16 protein-coding genes are annotated in these 16,162 nt (G+C 66.0%); 12 read left to right on the top strand and 4 right to left on the bottom strand.

What is annotated here, in order from left to right; genetic code table 11:
* Positions 1 to 42: 42 nt before the first annotated feature.
* The 7 genes from xylB (at position 43) to XH79_RS09075 (ending at position 7,623) form a co-directional block, all read left to right on the top strand.
* The gene (xylB, locus tag XH79_RS09045) at positions 43 to 1,497 is read left to right on the top strand and encodes a xylulokinase (RefSeq protein ID WP_271581440.1); all 1,455 of its coding nucleotides are present in this window, start codon (positions 43 to 45) and stop codon (positions 1,495 to 1,497) included.
* On the top strand, positions 1,498 to 2,820 hold the full coding sequence (xylA, locus tag XH79_RS09050; RefSeq protein ID WP_271581441.1) for a xylose isomerase: 1,323 nt from the start codon (positions 1,498 to 1,500) through the stop codon (positions 2,818 to 2,820). It begins immediately after the preceding gene.
* Between the two features lie 12 nt (positions 2,821 to 2,832).
* Positions 2,833 to 3,591, top strand: coding sequence for an ATP-binding cassette domain-containing protein (locus tag XH79_RS09055; protein WP_271581442.1), 759 nt, complete (start codon positions 2,833 to 2,835; stop codon positions 3,589 to 3,591).
* Positions 3,591 to 4,661: an ABC transporter permease gene (locus XH79_RS09060; RefSeq protein WP_271581443.1), complete on the top strand. Its 1,071-nt coding sequence runs from the start codon at positions 3,591 to 3,593 to the stop codon at positions 4,659 to 4,661. The genes XH79_RS09055 and XH79_RS09060 overlap by 1 nt, the downstream gene beginning before the upstream one ends.
* A 94-nt stretch (positions 4,662 to 4,755) precedes the next feature.
* Positions 4,756 to 5,688, top strand: a complete 933-nt coding sequence (locus tag XH79_RS09065) for a sugar-binding protein (RefSeq protein ID WP_026312292.1) — start codon at positions 4,756 to 4,758, stop codon at positions 5,686 to 5,688.
* Positions 5,689 to 5,790: 102 nt separating this feature from the next.
* Positions 5,791 to 6,768: an aldo/keto reductase gene (locus XH79_RS09070; RefSeq protein WP_271581444.1), complete on the top strand. Its 978-nt coding sequence runs from the start codon at positions 5,791 to 5,793 to the stop codon at positions 6,766 to 6,768.
* 3 nt (positions 6,769 to 6,771) lie between these two features.
* Complete coding sequence (locus XH79_RS09075; RefSeq protein WP_271581445.1) at positions 6,772 to 7,623, top strand: amidohydrolase family protein; 852 nt, start codon at positions 6,772 to 6,774, stop codon at positions 7,621 to 7,623.
* 184 nt (positions 7,624 to 7,807) lie between these two features.
* On the opposite strand, the gene XH79_RS09080 is transcribed toward XH79_RS09075, so the two are convergent.
* The 4 genes from XH79_RS09080 to XH79_RS09095 all read right to left on the bottom strand — a co-directional run bounded on the left by XH79_RS09080 (position 7,808) and on the right by XH79_RS09095 (position 11,371).
* Complete coding sequence (locus XH79_RS09080) at positions 7,808 to 8,173, bottom strand: nuclear transport factor 2 family protein (protein WP_271581446.1); 366 nt, start codon at positions 8,171 to 8,173, stop codon at positions 7,808 to 7,810.
* 157 nt (positions 8,174 to 8,330) lie between these two features.
* Positions 8,331 to 8,681, bottom strand: coding sequence for a RidA family protein (locus tag XH79_RS09085; RefSeq protein WP_183245665.1), 351 nt, complete (start codon positions 8,679 to 8,681; stop codon positions 8,331 to 8,333).
* 110 nt (positions 8,682 to 8,791) lie between these two features.
* Entirely contained in the window at positions 8,792 to 9,709 is a 918-nt protein-coding gene (locus XH79_RS09090) for an extracellular catalytic domain type 1 short-chain-length polyhydroxyalkanoate depolymerase (RefSeq protein ID WP_271581447.1), read from the bottom strand.
* Between the two features lie 3 nt (positions 9,710 to 9,712).
* Entirely contained in the window at positions 9,713 to 11,371 is a 1,659-nt protein-coding gene (locus XH79_RS09095) for an FAD-binding dehydrogenase (RefSeq protein ID WP_271581448.1), read from the bottom strand.
* 264 nt (positions 11,372 to 11,635) lie between these two features.
* On the opposite strand from XH79_RS09095, the gene XH79_RS09100 reads away from it, so the two are divergent.
* The 5 genes from XH79_RS09100 to XH79_RS09120 all read left to right on the top strand — a co-directional run bounded on the left by XH79_RS09100 (position 11,636) and on the right by XH79_RS09120 (position 15,951).
* The gene (locus tag XH79_RS09100) at positions 11,636 to 12,157 is read left to right on the top strand and encodes a hypothetical protein (RefSeq protein WP_212340886.1); all 522 of its coding nucleotides are present in this window, start codon (positions 11,636 to 11,638) and stop codon (positions 12,155 to 12,157) included.
* Between the two features lie 196 nt (positions 12,158 to 12,353).
* Positions 12,354 to 12,479 carry a hypothetical protein gene (locus XH79_RS09105; RefSeq protein WP_271581449.1) on the top strand — a complete coding sequence of 42 codons (126 nt, stop codon included), beginning with the start codon at positions 12,354 to 12,356 and terminating at the stop codon, positions 12,477 to 12,479.
* 18 nt (positions 12,480 to 12,497) lie between these two features.
* Positions 12,498 to 13,088, top strand: coding sequence for an SCO family protein (locus XH79_RS09110; RefSeq protein ID WP_271581450.1), 591 nt, complete (start codon positions 12,498 to 12,500; stop codon positions 13,086 to 13,088).
* A gap of 90 nt (positions 13,089 to 13,178) precedes the next feature.
* Positions 13,179 to 14,114, top strand: coding sequence for a transporter substrate-binding domain-containing protein (locus tag XH79_RS09115; protein ID WP_271581451.1), 936 nt, complete (start codon positions 13,179 to 13,181; stop codon positions 14,112 to 14,114).
* A gap of 193 nt (positions 14,115 to 14,307) precedes the next feature.
* Positions 14,308 to 15,951 (top strand): lysine--tRNA ligase, encoded by a 1,644-nt coding sequence (locus XH79_RS09120; protein ID WP_271581452.1) that lies wholly within the window; start codon positions 14,308 to 14,310, stop codon positions 15,949 to 15,951.
* Positions 15,952 to 16,162 lie beyond the last annotated feature (211 nt).

Consider the following 16,162-nt stretch of genomic DNA (forward strand, 5'->3'; position numbering starts at 1 on the left):
ACATCAAGCTCGCGCACCGCGGCGGAAGAAGGGGAGGATGGCGTGTATCTCGGACTGGACATCGGCACGTCCGGTGTGAAGGCGGTTCTCGTGAACGAAGCCGGCGCGGTGGTCGCGACGGCGGCGCGCGAGCTCGCGCTGTCGCATCCGGCGCCGCTGTGGTCCGAGCAGGATCCCGACGCCTGGGTCGCGGGCGCGATCGGCGCGGTCGACGATCTCGCGAGCCATCATCCGCGCGAGGTGGCGCGGGTTGCCGGCATCGGCCTGTCGGGCCAGATGCATGGCGCGACGCTGCTCGGCGAGGACGGACGGCCGCTGCGTCCCGCGATCCTCTGGAACGACGGCCGCTCGCAGGCCGAATGCACCATGCTGGAGCGGCGCTGTCCGTCGCTGCACGCCATCGCCGGCAATCTGGCGATGCCCGGCTTCACCGCGCCAAAGCTGTCTTGGGTCGCGCGGCACGAGCCGGAGATCTTCAAGCGCGTCGCCAAGGTGCTGCTGCCCAAGGCCTATGTCCGCTACCGGCTGACCGGCGAGATGGTCGAGGACATGTCGGATGCGGCCGGTACGCTGTGGCTCGATGTCGGCCAGCGCCGCTGGTCGGCCCTGCTGCTGCATGCGACCGGCCTCGATCTCCACCACATGCCGCGCCTCGTCGAGGGCAGCGCAGTGAGCGCCGTGCTCGCGCCGGAATATGCGCAGCGTTGGGGCATGGCGAAGGACGTCGTGGTCGCCGGCGGCGCCGGTGACAACGCGGCGAGTGCGATCGGGCTCGGCGCCATCGCACCTGGTGATGCCTTCCTGTCGCTCGGCACCTCCGGAGTGGTGTTCCGCGTCACCGATCGTTTTGCGCCGGCGCCGGCGTCAGCGGTGCATGCGTTCTGCCACGCGCTGCCCGGCCTCTGGCACCAGATGGGCGTGATGCTGTCGGCGGCGGCTTCGCTCGCCTGGCTGTCCGATGTCATGGAGACGCCGGCGGCCGCGCTGCTCGCGCCGCTCGGCGAGCGCGTCGATGCACCGAGCCCGATCAAATTCCTGCCCTATCTCGATGGCGAGCGCACGCCGCACAACGATGCTGCCGCGAGCGGCGCCCTCGTTGGCCTGCGCGGTGCGACCGGACGTGGCCAGATCGTGCAGGCCGTGCTCGAAGGCGTTGCCTTTGCCGCACGCGACAATCTGGCGGCACTCAGCGCGGCGAGCGGGCCGATCAGCGAAGTCGATCTCGTCGGCGGCGGCTCGCGCTCGCCGCTGTGGGCCCAGATCTGCGCCGACGTGCTCGGCATTCCCGTCCATCGCGTCGAGGAGGGTGAGGTCGGCGCTGCGCTCGGCGCCGCACGGCTCGGCCGCCTCGCCGTCACCGGCGAAGATCCCGCGCAAATCTGCACCCGTCCGCGGCGGCTCGCGAGCTTCGCGCCCCGCGCATCCGTGACCGCCGCCTACGACCAGGCCTATCGCCGCTGGCGCGCGCTTTATCCCGCATTGAAGGAGATCTCTTAAGTGAACGCGTCAGCCAAATTCTTCGATGCAAATACCCCCGTCGCCTTCGCCGGCAAGGATGCGGCGAACACGCATGCCTTCCGCTGGTACGACAAGGATCGCCTCGTGCACGGCCGCAGGCTCGAGGATCATCTGCGCTTCGCGGTCTGCTACTGGCATTCCCTGTGCTGGCCGGGCGGCGATCCCTTCGGCGGCGAGACCTTCTTGCGGCCGTGGCACCACGGCACCGATCCGATGGCCATGGCGCGCGCCAAGGCCGATGTCGCCTTCGAGCTGTTCCGCCTGCTGGACGTGCCGTTCTTCACCTTCCACGACGTCGATGCGGCGCCGGAAGGCGCTTCCCTCAGCGAGTCCGTCGCCAATCTCAACGCGATCGCCGATGTCTTCGAAGCGAAGATGGCAACCGCAAAAGTCCGACTGCTCTGGGGTACTGCAAACCTGTTCACGCATCGCCGCTACATGGCGGGCGCCGCGACCAACCCGGACCCCGACATTTTCACCTATGCCGCCGGCCAAGTCCGCGCCGCGCTGGAGGTGACGCACCGGCTCGGCGGCCAGAACTATGTGCTGTGGGGCGGCCGCGAGGGCTACGAGACGCTGCTCAACACCGATCTCAAGCGCGAGCTCGACCAGCTCGGCCGCTTCGTCTCGCTCGTCGTCGAGCACAAGCACCGAATAGGCTTCAAGGGCCCGATCCTGATCGAGCCCAAGCCGAAGGAACCGACCAAGCATCAATATGATTTCGACGTCGCCACCTGCTATGGCTTCCTCGAACGCTACGACCTGCTCAAGGACGTCAAGCTCAACATCGAGCAGAACCACGCCATCCTCGCCGGCCACTCCTTCCATCACGAGGTCGCGCTCGCCGAGGCGCTCGGCGTGTTCGGCTCGCTCGACGTCAACCGCGGCGACGATCTGCTCGGCTGGGACACCGATCAATTCGCGATGAACATCAGCGAGCTCGCGCTGGTGTTCCACGAGATCCTGAACCGCGGCGGCTTCACCTCGGGCGGGCTGAATTTCGACGCCAAGATCCGCCGCCAGTCGATCGACCCCGATGATCTCATTCACGCCCATGTCGGCTCGATGGATGCCTGCGCGCGCGCCTTCCTCGCCGCCGCGGACATGCTCGATGCCGGCGTCCTCACCGCGCCGCTTGCGACGCGCTACGACGGATGGGCCGGCCCGGAAGGCCGCGCCATTCTCGGCGGCCAGCGCTCGCTTGCCGATCTCGCCGACCGTGCGATGAGTCCCGGCTTCGATCCGCAGCCGCGCTCGGGCCGGCAGGAATATCTGGAATCCCTGGTCAACCGCTATGTCTGAGGAACGCCGCTGATGACGAAGGCTGACGCGACACCGGTGCTCGAGCTCACCGGCATCGGCAAGGAGTTTGGCGCAATCCGCGCATTGCATGACGTCGACATGCAGGTCTTCCCCGGCGAGGTGGTCGGGCTGATGGGCGACAACGGCGCCGGCAAGTCGACGCTGGTCAAGATCATCGCCGGCAATTTCCGCCCCACGCATGGCGAGATGCGCTTTGCCGGCAGCGCAGTGCATTTCAATCGTCCCGTCGATGCGCGCGCCGTCGGCATCGAGGTCGTCTACCAGGATCTCGCGCTATCGGACAATCTCACCGCGGCCGCCAACGTCTTCCTCGGCCGCGAGCTCAAGCGCAAATTCGGACCCATCGCCTTGCTCGACCACAAGACAATGGCGGCGCGCGCGCTGGAATTGTTCGGCGAGCTGCGCTCGGAGACGCGGCCCGACGATCTCGTCAAGCAGATGTCGGGCGGCCAGCGCCAGGCCGTCGCGATCGCGCGGACACGGCTCTCCAATGCGCGGCTGGTGATGATGGACGAGCCGACCGCCGCGATCTCGGTCCGCCAGGTCGAGCAGGTGCTCGGCCTGATCCACCGGCTCAAGGAGCAGGGCGTCGCCGTGATGCTGATCTCGCACCGCATGCCCGACGTGTTTGCCGTGTGCGACCGCGTCATCGTCATGCGCCGCGGCGAGAAGCGGGCCGACAAGCCGATCCACGAGACCTCGCCGGAGGAAGTCACCGCCCTCATCACCGGCGCGAAGGAGGCGGCGTGATGGCCATGCCCATGGAATCCCCGATCACCTTCTCCAACGTCGGCAAGATCAGATGGTGGCAGCGTGGCATCTTCGCCTCGCAGACCGGCTACGTCCTGCTGGCGCTCGCCGTGCTGCTGGTGATCATGCATTTCGCCAGCCCGTACTTCTTCACCCAAGGCAACATGCAGAATGTGGCGAAGAATTTTTCCTTCATCGCCATCGCCACGCTCGGCGTCACCTTCGTCATCATCACCGGCGGCATCGATCTCTCGGTCGGCTCGATGATGTGCTTCTCCGCCATGATCACCTCGATGGTGATGACCGAGCTGTCGGCGCCCGGCTCGCCGTTGGTGCACATGGCGGCCGACGGCAAGACCGTGCTCGCCAATGTGCCCGGCCTGATCCTGCTGGTCTCGATCCTCGCCGGCCTCGGCGTCGCGCTGATCGCCGGCCTCGTCAACGGCTTCTGCATCGCCGTGCTCGGCCTGTCGCCCTTCGTCACCACGCTCGGCATGCTCTCGATCGTACGCGGGCTCGGCTATGTCGTCTCCAACGGTCGCGGCAGTTTTCCGGGCGGGCCGGATGCCGATTATTTCTACGCGCTCACCTCGGGCGACGTGCTCGGCGTGCCCGTGCCCTTCATCTATCTCGTGGTCCTCGCACTGACGATGGCGGTGGTGCTGCACCACAGCGCGTTCGGCCGCCACGTCTTCGCGCTCGGCGGCAACGAGAAGGCGGCGGAGCTGACCGGCATCCCCGTGGTGCGGGTGAAGATCGAGGTCTATGTGATCTGCGCGCTCGCGGCAGGGCTCCAGGGCATCATCATCTCCGGTTGGCTCGGATCGGCGCCGGCCAACATGGCGACCTCCTACGAGCTCAACGTGATCGCGGCCGCCGTGATCGGCGGTGCCAACCTCGCCGGCGGCATCGGCGGCCCGCTCGGGGCCATCGTCGGCTGCGTGCTGCTGGAGGTGATCCGCAATGGCCTCGTGCTGGCGCAGGTCTCCTCCTACTGGCAGCAGACGCTAGTGGGCGTGATCATCATCCTGGCCGTTCTGGTCGATCGCATCCGTTCGCGGATGACCTGACGTGACGTCATCCCGGGAAGGCAACGAAAATGTCGCCTGTCCACTTCCCGGGCGCTTTCGAAGGGATGGGCACCAAACAAGGGTGGAGGAGACAATGAGGAAACTGCTTCTGGCCGGCATCGCCGTTGCGATGATGGCGACGCCGGCGTTCGCCGCGAACTACCGCTTCGTCATCGTGCCCAAGGCGATGAACAACCCGTTCTTCGACTTCGCGCGCGACGGCTGCCTGAAGCGTGCCAAGGAGCTCGGCAACATCGAGTGCATCTACAAGGGGCCGGTCGAGCACGAGCCGGCGACGCAGGCCCAGATCATCCAGGACTTCGTCACCCAGAAGGTCGACGGCCTCGCCATCTCGGTCGCCGACGTCGCCGCCATGACCAAGTCGATCGAGGCGGCGACCGCGGCCGGCATTCCCGTCATCACCTTCGATGCGGATGCACCAGGCTCCAAGCGCATCGCCTATATCGGCACCAACAACAAGGAGTTCGGCGTCGCCCTCGGCAAGGAATTGCTGAAGCTGCGGCCCGACGGCGGCAAGTACGCGATGGTCTCGGGCGGTCCCGGCGCCAAGAACCTCGCCGAGCGCGTCGACGGCGTGCGCGAGGCGCTGAAGGGCTCGAAATGGACCGAGGTCGCGGGCTCGCCGACCTTCTGCAACGACGACCCAGCGCTCGCGGTCCAGCAGATGACGGACATGCGAACCGCAACGCCCGACCTCGCCGCGATCGTTCCCATCGGCGGCTGGCCGATGTTCGCCCCTGAGGGCTTCAAGGCCTTCGCCTCCAGGAACAAGAAGGACATCGATTCCGGCAAGTTCACGCTGGTTGTCGCCGATACGCTGAAGATGCAGCTGGAGCTGCTGCGTGACGGCTACGCCAATGCGCTGGTCGGCCAGCGTCCGTTCGAGATGGGCGAGAAGGCGATGGACACGCTGCTCGCTATCAAGAAGGGCGAGAAGGTGCCGGAGATCGTCTACACCGGCCTCGATCTCGTCACCAAGGACAACGTCGCGCAGATGCTGAAGTAGGAGCGCCGCCAGCCCCGTGCTCCTGCGTGCCTCCCCCGCTTGCGGTTTCCGCAAGCGGGGGAGATGATGTTTGGACTGCCAGAAGAAAATTGGAAGACTGGAATGAAACGCTCGCGGCTCGGTTCGCTCGACGTCACCTCACTCGGGCTCGGTTCCGCCCCGCTCGGCGGATTGTTTGCGCCTGTCAGCGATGCCGATGCGGAGGCGACCCTCGCAAGAGCCTGGACGCTCGGCGTCCGCTTCTTCGACACCGCGCCGCTCTACGGCTTTGGCCTCGCGGAGCGGCGGCTGGGCGCGTTCCTGCGGCAGCAGAAGCGCGAGTCCTATGCCATCTCGACCAAGGTCGGCCGCCTGCTGCGCGCCCCCGATGGCGGCGCCGCCGAGGACGAGCATTACAAGGGCACGCCGCGCGAGCGGCCGGTGTTCGATTTCAGCTACGACGGCGTGATGCGCTCGGTCGAGGAGAGTCTTGCCCGCCTCGGGCTCGACCGCGTCGACGTCCTGCTGGTGCATGATCCCGACGATCACTATGACGAGGCCGTCACCGGTGCGTTCCGCGCGCTGCAGCGGCTGCGCTCCGATGGCACGGTCAGCGCGATCGGCGCCGGCATGAACCAGTCGGAAATGCCGGTCCGCTTTGCCGAAGCTGTTTCGGTCGACTGTTTCCTGCTCGCCGGCCGCTACACGCTGCTCGACCAGGGCGCGCTGGATGCCCTGTTTCCGGTCTGCACGGCCAGGAATATCGGCATCCTGCTCGGCGGCATCTACAACAGCGGCATTTTGGCCAATCCGCACGCGGGTGCGAAGTTCAATTATCAGGACGCCGATCCGGCGCTCGTCGCGCGGGCGCTCGCGCTCGATGAGCTCTGCCGCAAGCACGGCACCGAGCTGAAGGCCGCCGCGCTGCAGTTCTGCATGGCCCATCCGGCGGTGACGGTCGCGGTGATGGGCGCGCGCAATGCCGGCGAGGTCGCCGACAACATCGCGATGTCAGAGACGGCGGTGCCGCCGGCGTTCTGGCAGGAGCTGCGCGCGCGAAACCTCGTCGACGCCCGCGCGCCGCTGCCCGGTGGAGCGTAAGCCATGATCGTCGACGCCCATCAGCATTTCTGGGATCCAGTGCGCGCCGACTATCCCTGGATGGACGCGCCCGAGCTGGCGCCGATCCGCCGCGCCTTCGGCCCCGCCGATCTCGCGCCGCTGCTAGAGGCGAACGGCATCGACGCCAGCATCGTGGTGCAGTGCCGCTCCGCGCTGGAGGAGACCGAGGAGTTCCTGCGGATCGCGCATGCAACACCGTCCGTCGTTGGTGTCGTCGGCTGGGCCGATCTGACCGACGGCGATCTCGGCGAAACGCTCGACCGGCTGCGCGCATTGCCCGGCGGCGACAAGCTGGTGGGCATCCGCCACCAGGTCCATGACGAGGCCGATCCTGACTGGCTGCTGCGCGAAGACGTCCAGCGCGGCCTCACCGCGATGTTCGCCCGCGATCTCGCCTACGATTTCCTCGTTCGCGCCCGCGAGCTGCCTGCCGCGATCGCAACCGCACAGGCCTTCCCGCAAGCGCGCTTCGTGCTGGATCACGCCGCCAAGCCGCCGATCGCCGATGGCGGAAGCGACGAATGGAGGGACCGCATCGCAGCGTTAGCTGCCTGCGGCAACGTCTGGTGCAAGATCTCGGGGCTGGCGACGGAGGCCAAGTGGGATGATTGGGATGCAGAGCGGCTGCTTCCGTTCGTCGCGCACGCCGCGAAATGCTTCGGCGAGGACCGTTTGATGTTCGGTTCGGACTGGCCAGTGTGCCTGCTCGCGGGCAACTACGGCGAGATCAAGGGCGCGCTGGAGGCGTGTCTGGCGAAGCTGGGGCCGAATGTGCGCGAGAGGGCGTTCGGGGAGAATGCGAGGGTGGCGTATCGGTTGCGGATCGTAGGTTAGAACGAAGCCGCGAGCTCCCACCCTCCCCTGGAGGGGAGGGTCGATCGCGCGTAGCGCGAGCGGGGGGGTGATCTCTCCACACGGGCACTGCTTCGGTGGAGAGACTGTCACCCCACCCCGTCTCACATGTCGCTGCGCGCCATGCGAGCCGACCCTCCCCCTCCAGGGGAGGGTAAGATAGATCTCACGCCCCCGCAGGCACCTGGTCCAGAAAACCCGTCACGCTCCGGATCCGTCCGTCCTTCAGCACGGCGAAATCCGTCCCCTTGATCGGACTGTCGACACCGTCAGGACCGAGGCCCCAGCTGAAGCGCACGTGGTCGCCGTAGCCGTTGGGCTCGCCGATCAGCTTGAACCTGAAATCGGGAAAACGCTGCTGCACGCCTGATATCAGCGCGTCGATGCCATCGGGGCCGTCGCCCTTCATCAGGGGATCGACATAGCTCGCGTCCGCCGTCCAGGTCTCGCTCAGCAGCTCGCGCCGGCGGCTCGTCGTGCGCTCGTTCCAGAGATCGATATAGCAGTGGGCGATGGCGGTGTGGTCGGTCATGTTGCTCTCCTTCGATGGCGCCGTGTCCGGCTGACCGCCACTATCGAAGGTTTGCGCGCGCGGATCGATTACCTCGGAGGTCATCGGCACGTGCAAAAAAATGAAGCGCGATGATGGCCTCATCGCGCTTCATTCGCATGTGTCTGGTTTGCGAAGGTTACTTCGCGGCCGTCACCATGATCTCGACGGTGTATTGCGGGGCCGCCAGCTTGGCTTCGACGGTGGCGCGGGCCGGGGTGTTGCCGGGCGAGACCCAGGCATCCCACACCGCGTTCATCTCGCCGAAGGTCTTCATGTCGGTGATGTAGATCGTGGCCGAGAGCAGCTTCGACTTGTCGGTGCCGGCCTTGGCAAGGTGGCCGTCGATGGTCTTCAGGATATCCTGGGTCTGTTTGGTCACGCTTTCGCCGGCCGCGTTGTTGGCGACGACGCCGGCGAGATAGACGGTGTTGCCGTGCACGACGGCCTGGCTCATGCGCGGGCCGGTTTCAAAACGCTGAATGCTCATTTGGGATCTCCTGGTGGAATGGCGGCCCTGTCTAGCCCAGCGGCCTGCGCCGTGCCACCCCGGGCACGCATGCGTTGCCGGGCATGCATGCGTTGCCGCCGATGCATGCGTCACGGAAACTGGCTGAAGAACGCCCAGATCGTCTCGGCGCCGTCGATGTCACCGTTTCGCGGCCCCAGCAGGCTTGTCGCGACCCGCGGGAAGCGAGCATCTGGAGCAAAGCCGGGCATGCGGTGGCCGCCACCATTGACGCGATAGAGCACGACGTCATGGCCCTTCGGGCAGCGCGAGGTGATCCGCGCGACCGTGGACTGGTCCCCGGGGTTCTTCTCAGGCAGATCGACCGTGGCCGCGTCGTCTGCCTCGCAGCCATTGAGCTTGCGCCAGAATGCCAGCGTCTCCTCGGTCGACCAGAATCCGTCTGCGGCAAAGTAACTCGATCCGCGTCCGCCTTCGTAAGGCACCAGCGGGTCGGCGGTGCCGTTCATGAGCAGCATCGGCAGCGGCCGCGACGGATGGCAGGTGACCGCGCCCTCTTCGGTGAGGTTCATGACCACGCTGGCGCCGGCGGCGAACAGATCGGCCCGTGCGCAGAGAAGCGTCATCGCCATGGCGCCGCCATTGGAGATGCCGGCGACATAGACGCGCTTCGGGTCGGCGGTGCCGTTCGCCACCAGCTTCTCGACGAGCTTTGCGATGAAGGCGACGTCGTCGGTGCCATCGGGCGGGCCGCGGAGCGCGGGGCCCGCCTTGGTCCGCGCATCGGCCCAGGCATGGTTGAGGCCATCGGGAAAAACCACGGCGAAACCTTCACGTTTCGCAACCTGCGGCCACGCTGTCCGCGCGATCATGTCGGCGCCGCGTTGGGTCTTGCCGTGCAGCACGACCACCAGCGGCACGAGTCTCTTCGCGGGCAGTTGCAATGTGTAGGAGCGCTTCACGCCGTTGACGTCGATGATGTCGGCGGATGCGGCCGAGGCGGCGGTCAACGCCGCAAGAAACATCCCGATCTGCATCCACCGCCGCATGATCTATCCCACCGCTTTCGCCGCCGCACGGCCGGCATTGCGGCCCGAGAACAGGCAGCCGCCGAGGAAGGTGCCTTCCAGCGAACGATAGCCGTGCACGCCGCCGCCGCCGAAGCCCGCGGCTTCGCCGACCGCGTAGAGGCCGGGAATGACGCTGCCCTCTGCGCCGAACACGCGCGAGTCGAGATCGGTCTCGAAACCGCCGAGCGTCTTGCGGGTGAGGATGTTGAGCTTGACCGCGATCAGCGGCCCCTGCGCGGGATCGAGGATGCGGTGCGGTGAAGCGGTGCGGATCAGCCTGTCGCCGATATAGCGCCGCGCATTGTGGATGTTCATGACCTGCGCATCCTTGACGTAAGGATTGGCGATCTCGCGGTCGCGCGCCTCGATCTGCATTTTGATGTGATCGAGTTTGAGCAGGTCACTGCCGGCAAGCTTGTTCATCTCCGCAACAAGGTCCTCGATCTTGTCGCGCACGATGAAGTCGACACCATGGCTTTTGAAAGCTTCCACCGGCGCGGGGGCGCCCTTGTTGGTGGCGCGGCGAAGCGTCATGCGCCAGCTCTTGCCGGTCAGGTCGGGGTTCTGCTCCGATCCCGACAGCGCAAATTCCTTCTTGATGATGCTCTGGGTCAGGATGAACCAGGAATAATCATAGCCGGTCGACATGATGTATTTGAGCTGGCCGAGCGTGTCGGAGCCGGGGAACAGCGGCGCCGGCAATCGTGCGCCTGTCGCGTCGAACCACATCGACGAAGGCCCGGGCAGGATGCGGATGCCGTGGCGCGGCCAGATCGGTGACCAGTTCTGGATGCCCTCGACATAATGCCACATGCGGTCGCGGTTGATCAGGCGCGCGCCGGTCTTTTCCGTGATGCCGATCATGCGGCCGTCGACATGCTCGGGCACGCCGGAGATCATGAATTTCGGCGGCTCGCCGAGCCGCTTCGGCCAGTTCGCCCGCACCAGCTCGTGATTGCCGCCGATGCCGCCGGACGCCACGATCACGGCCTGCGCCTTCAGCGCGAACTCTCCGACGACATTGCGCGAGGAGCTCTTGCCGCGCTCGACAGTGTCGGGCGCGAGCAAGGCGCCGCTGACGCCATCCACGGTGCCATTGGTGATGGAGAGCGCATCGACGCGGTGACGGAACTTGAAGATCAGGCGTCCGCTCTTCATCGCCTCGCGCGCACGGCGCTCGAACGGCTCGACGATGCCGGGCCCGGTGCCCCAGGTGACATGGAAGCGCGGCACCGAATTGCCGTGGCCCATCGCGTCATAGCCGCCGCGCTCGGCCCAGCCGACCACGGGGAAGAGGCGATGGCCCATCGCGCGTAGCCAGTCGCGTTTCTCGCCGGCGGCGAAGGCGACATAGGCCTCGGCCCATTGGCGCGGCCAGAAATCCTCGTCGCGGTCGAAGCCGGCGGTGCCGAGCCAGTCCTGCATGGCGAGGTCGAAGGAGTCCTTGATGCCGAGCCGGCGCTGCTCCGGCGAATCGACCAGGAACAATCCGCCGAACGACCAGAACGCCTGGCCGCCGAGCGACTGCTCGCCTTCCTGGTCCACAACGATGACGCGCCTGCCCGCGTCGGCGATCTCGGTGGCGGCGACGAGGCCCGACAGTCCCGCGCCGACCACGATGACGTCCGTTTCCTCAGCCATGCGTTTCCCCCTCCATGAGTTCCCCCGGTAATTGCCCGGATTGAAGCCAGCGCTCGTAACTGAGATCAAGGGCGCGGCGCGTAAGACCTCATTAACTTGTTCCAGTTTGGGATAGAGACCGGCTTGGTGCAGCGCGGACGCAACACTGGATTTGAATTTGTTTTGATCCAGCCGACCTGCCTAGACAAAACCTTGGTTACGACGGACGCTAGCACTGCATCACCAACTGACACGCAGATTCGAATTCGACCGGGGCGGGGGACAATGAAGTTTCTGACGGGGTTGCTTGCGGCGGTTCTCTTGATCGCGGGCATGGGGGCTTCTCACGCAGTGGTTCGGATCGCGGATGACCGCGGCGGCCGGATTGGAACCTACGTCGACAGATACCAGGACCTCAGGCAATCGGGCGAGACCGTCATCATCGACGGCCTCTGCGCCTCAGCCTGCACCATCGTCCTCGGCGCCATTCCCCACGACCGCATCTGCGTGACCTCGAGCGCGACGCTCGGCTTCCACGCCGCCTGGGATTTCGGCACCAATGGCCGCGCCGTCACCAATCCCGAAGCAACCCAGATGCTCTACGCGATGTATCCCTCGCAGGTGAAACGCTGGATCGCGCAGCGCGGCGGCCTGACCCCGCACATGCTGTTCCTGAGGGGGAAGCAGCTCCAGGCCATGTACAGACCTTGTTACCTCGACGCCCAGGCCTCGACGATCAAGCCGTCGCGCCGGTCCCTCCCGCAAGTGGAGCAGGTCGAGACGGCCCGGGGCCAGCTCCTCCACTGAAATTCGCCGCATGACGGGGTCATTTGGCTCGCCAGCGGCGCCTTGTCCGCTGGCGGCGCCTTGCCCGCAGGCGGGCTAGAGCCTATCTGAAAGCCTGGGAACCGGGGCCTTCGCCCCCATCGTTGTCATGGCTCAACCACTGCACCCGGGACATCCGCTACAGGACAATTCGCCTACTGCCGGCCGGACGCCGTCCGTGCTGCTCTTGGCGGGCGCGGGTGCCGGCGGGCTGGTCGTGATCGGCGCGTTGGCGCTGTGGTTCCACTACGGCAGCCAGGTGTTCTTCGAAATGATCAGGACCGGTTTCGCCGCCTGCTTCTGACCCGACAGGAAGTTTTCTATGAGTTCCGCCGCCCGTCCGCTGGTGATCGCGACCGCCTTTGCCGCAAGCCTCGTCCTCGGGCTCCTGATCATGTTCTGGGCCATGGGCGGGGTCAGCAAGGTGGCGCAGCCCGCCGCGATCGGCGGCCCGTTCCAGCTCACCGACCAGAACGGCAAGGCCGTCACCGACAAGAGCCTGAAGGGCAAGCCGACCCTGATCTTCTTCGGCTACACCCATTGCCCCGACGTCTGCCCGACCTCGCTGTTCGAGATCTCGGAAGTGATGCGCGCGATGGGCAAGGACGCCGACAAGGTCAATGCCGTCTTCATCTCGGTCGACCCCGAGCGCGACACGCCCGCGACGATGAAGGACTATCTGTCGAGCTTCGATCCGCACCTCGCGGGCCTTAGCGGCGATCCCGCCGAGACCGCCAAGGTCATCACCTCCTATCGGGTCTATGCCAAGAAGGTCCCGACCAAGGACGGCGACTACACCATGGACCACACCGCGCTGATCTACCTGATGGACCGCGACGGCCGCTTCGTCTCGCCGTTCAACCTGAAGCGCACCCCGGAAGAGGCGGCGGCCGACCTGAAGCGGTATCTCTGAGCCTCACCCTGGCCGCAATCGGCGCTCGCGTTCCCGGGTGGATGGTCTATAAGGCCCTCCGATCCCAACGAAATTCATTGCTTTCGGCCGATGGCTCCATCGCAACAGGCGAAATCGTTCAAATCTGTCCGTGGCTTGCTGGCAGGGCTCGCTGCCGGCCTGTGCCTGCTCACAGGCCTGCCGAGCGCGAACGCCCAGGCCCCGGCCAAGCAGCCCCCCTCGGCGCCCCAGGCGACCCCGCAAGCCGCGCCCCAGGCTGCCCCCCAGGCCGTGCCCGGGTTCTGGGACCCGCGCCGGCGCCCGGAGCGACCGGACCTGTCGCGCCTCACCGTGATCCGCTTTTTGACCGAGACCGACTATCCGCCGTTCAACTACACCGGCGCCGACGGCAATCCGGCCGGCTTCAACGTCGATCTCGCCCGCGCGCTGTGCGACGAGATCAAGGTCACCTGCACGGTGCAGATGCGCCGCTTCGAGACCCTGGTCGACGCGCTCACCTCCAACCGCGGCGACGCCATCATCGCCTCGATGGCGGTGAGCCCGCAGCTGCGCGCCCGCGTCGACTTCACCGATCCCTATTACCGCGTGCCGGCGCGCTTCGCCTCGCGCAAGGATGCGGTGATGCCGGAGATCCGCCCCGAATATCTCGAGGGCAAGAAGGTCGGCGTCATCGCGGGCTCCGCGCATGAGGCGTATCTGAAGGCGATGTTCACCGACGCCGAGCTGCACCCCTATCCCAACGACGACGCGATGCGCGCCGCGCTTCGCAAGGGTGAGGTCGACTTCATCTTCGGCGATGCCATCTCGCTGGCGTTCTGGATCAACGGCACGGATTCCGGCGATTGCTGCGCCTTCTCCGGCGGCCCCTTCGTCGAGAGCCGCTTCTTCGGCGAAGGCATCGGCATCGCCGTCCGCAAGGGCAACGACGTGCTGCGCCAGGCCCTGAACTGGGCCCTGTTCCGCGTCTGGGAAAAAGGCCGCTACACCGACCTGTGGCTGCGCTATTTCTCGGTGAGCCCGTTTTGATCGCTTCATCTCGTCGCGCTAGCGGCGAGCGAACTGCCGTAGGGTGGGCAAAGGCGCGCCAGCGCCGTGCCCACGTCTTCTAGAATGGTGGGCACGCTTCGCTTTGCCCACCCTACGATTCCCGCGTTAGTTGCTCTGCAACTTTTGCATTCTGCCCGGAAATCGCTATTTTCCGCGGCCCGGAGGCCCCTTGATGTCCGTTATCGATCCCAGCATGAGCCCGAGCGACCTGCGTGCGCTCGCCGAACAATCCAACGCCTGGCCGTTCGAGCAGGCGAAGGCCATTGTCGCGCGGCTGAAGAAAAGCCCGAAGGACGAGGTGCTGTTCGAGACCGGCTACGGGCCGTCGGGCCTGCCGCATATCGGCACGTTCGGTGAGGTCGCGCGCACCTCGATGGTGCGCCACGCTTTCCGCGTGCTCACCGAGGACAAGATCAAGACGCGCCTGCTCGCGTTCTCCGATGACATGGACGGGTTTCGCAAGGTGCCCGACAACGTCCCCAACAAGGAGATGCTGGCCGCGCATCTCGGCAAGCCGCTGACGCGGGTGCCGGATCCGTTCTCCAACGAGTACCCGTCGTTCGGGCACCACAACAATGCGCGGCTTCGCGCGTTCCTGGATCATTTCGGCTTCGACTACGAATTCGCAAGCTCGACCGACTACTACACATCAGGCCGTTTCGACGCGACGCTGCTGAAGATGTTAGCGGCCTACGACAAGGTGATGGCGATCATCCTGCCGACGCTGGGCCCCGACCGCCGCGCGACCTATTCGCCGTTCCTCCCCGTCAGCAAGACCACGGGAATCGTGCTGCAGGTGCCGATGATCCGCCGCGACGTCGCGGCCGGCACGGTGACCTATGTCGATCCTGATACCAACCAGGAAGTCGAAACGCCGGTGACCGGCGGAAATGTAAAATGCCAGTGGAAGGCCGACTGGGCGATGCGCTGGGTCGCGCTCGGCGTCGACTATGAGATGGCCGGCAAGGACCTGATCGATTCCGTGAAGCTCTCCGGCGCGATCGCGAAGGCGCTCGGCGGCACGCCGCCCGAAGGCTTCAACTACGAGCTCTTCCTCGACGAGCAGGGCCAGAAGATCTCGAAGTCGAAGGGCAACGGCCTCACCATCGACGAATGGCTGCGCTATGCCTCGCCGGAATCGCTGTCGCTGTTCATGTACCGCGAGCCGAAGGCGGCCAAGCGGCTGTATTTCGACGTCATCCCGCGCAACGTCGACGACTACCAGCAATTCATCGACGGCTTTGCCAAACAGGACGGCAAGCAGCAGCTCGGCAATCCGGTCTGGCACATCCACAACGGCAAGCCGCCGCAGGGCGACATGCCCGTCACCTTCCAGCTGCTGCTGACGCTGGTGTCGTCGTCGAACGCGGAGAACGCCGAGACGCTGTGGGGCTTCATCGGCCGCTATCGTCCCGGCGTGAGCCCGCAGACGCATCCCAAGCTCGATGCGATGGTCGGCTATGCCATCAACTATTATCGCGACTTCGTCGCGCCGACGAAGCAGTTCCGCGTGCCGACGGACAGCGAGCGCGCGGCGCTGCAGGATCTGCGCGATGCGCTCTCGCAGCTTCCGCAGGAGGCCTCCGCGGAAGACATCCAGAACGTCGTCTACGAGATCGGCCGCCGCGAGCCGTTCCTCGACCAGGTCAAGAAGGGCAAGGACGGCCGCCCCGGCGTCACGCTTGACTGGTTCAACATGCTCTACCAGGTGCTGCTCGGCCAGGAGAAGGGTCCGCGCTTCGGCTCCTTCGTCGCGGTGTACGGCGTGCAGAACGCGGTCAACATGATCGACGGCGCGCTGGCAAGGAGCGCGTGAGGCAAGTTACGAACGTGTAGCCCGGATGAGCGCAGCGACATCCGGGGTTCCGCAAAGAAAGAAGGTCCCGGATATCGCTGCGCTCATCCGGGCTACTCACCTTCGTTGCAAACGCAACTCTCTCCCCGCGTCGTCCTGGCGAAAGCCAGGACCCATAACCACCGTCGGATGTGGTTACGGGGACTCGGAGTTGCCAACTCGCACGATGACT

The organism is Bradyrhizobium sp. CCBAU 45389 (assembly GCF_028128625.1).
Lineage (GTDB): Bacteria > Pseudomonadota > Alphaproteobacteria > Rhizobiales > Xanthobacteraceae > Bradyrhizobium > Bradyrhizobium liaoningense_B.

Excerpts from the sequence above, each read along its gene's own strand:
- XH79_RS09055 (WP_271581442.1), top strand. The coding sequence starts at position 2,833 with ATGACGAAGGCTGACGCGACACCGGTGCTCGAGCTCACCGGCATCGGC.
- XH79_RS09060 (WP_271581443.1), top strand. The coding sequence starts at position 3,591 with ATGGCCATGCCCATGGAATCCCCGATCACCTTCTCCAACGTCGGCAAG.
- XH79_RS09065 (WP_026312292.1), top strand. The coding sequence starts at position 4,756 with ATGAGGAAACTGCTTCTGGCCGGCATCGCCGTTGCGATGATGGCGACG.
- XH79_RS09070 (WP_271581444.1), top strand. The coding sequence starts at position 5,791 with ATGAAACGCTCGCGGCTCGGTTCGCTCGACGTCACCTCACTCGGGCTC.
- XH79_RS09075 (WP_271581445.1), top strand. The coding sequence starts at position 6,772 with ATGATCGTCGACGCCCATCAGCATTTCTGGGATCCAGTGCGCGCCGAC.
- XH79_RS09080 (WP_271581446.1), bottom strand. The coding sequence starts at position 8,173 with ATGACCGACCACACCGCCATCGCCCACTGCTATATCGATCTCTGGAAC.
- XH79_RS09085 (WP_183245665.1), bottom strand. The coding sequence starts at position 8,681 with ATGAGCATTCAGCGTTTTGAAACCGGCCCGCGCATGAGCCAGGCCGTC.
- XH79_RS09090 (WP_271581447.1), bottom strand. The coding sequence starts at position 9,709 with ATGCGGCGGTGGATGCAGATCGGGATGTTTCTTGCGGCGTTGACCGCC.
- XH79_RS09095 (WP_271581448.1), bottom strand. The coding sequence starts at position 11,371 with ATGGCTGAGGAAACGGACGTCATCGTGGTCGGCGCGGGACTGTCGGGC.
- XH79_RS09100 (WP_212340886.1), top strand. The coding sequence starts at position 11,636 with ATGAAGTTTCTGACGGGGTTGCTTGCGGCGGTTCTCTTGATCGCGGGC.
- XH79_RS09110 (WP_271581450.1), top strand. The coding sequence starts at position 12,498 with ATGAGTTCCGCCGCCCGTCCGCTGGTGATCGCGACCGCCTTTGCCGCA.
- XH79_RS09115 (WP_271581451.1), top strand. The coding sequence starts at position 13,179 with ATGGCTCCATCGCAACAGGCGAAATCGTTCAAATCTGTCCGTGGCTTG.
- XH79_RS09120 (WP_271581452.1), top strand. The coding sequence starts at position 14,308 with ATGTCCGTTATCGATCCCAGCATGAGCCCGAGCGACCTGCGTGCGCTC.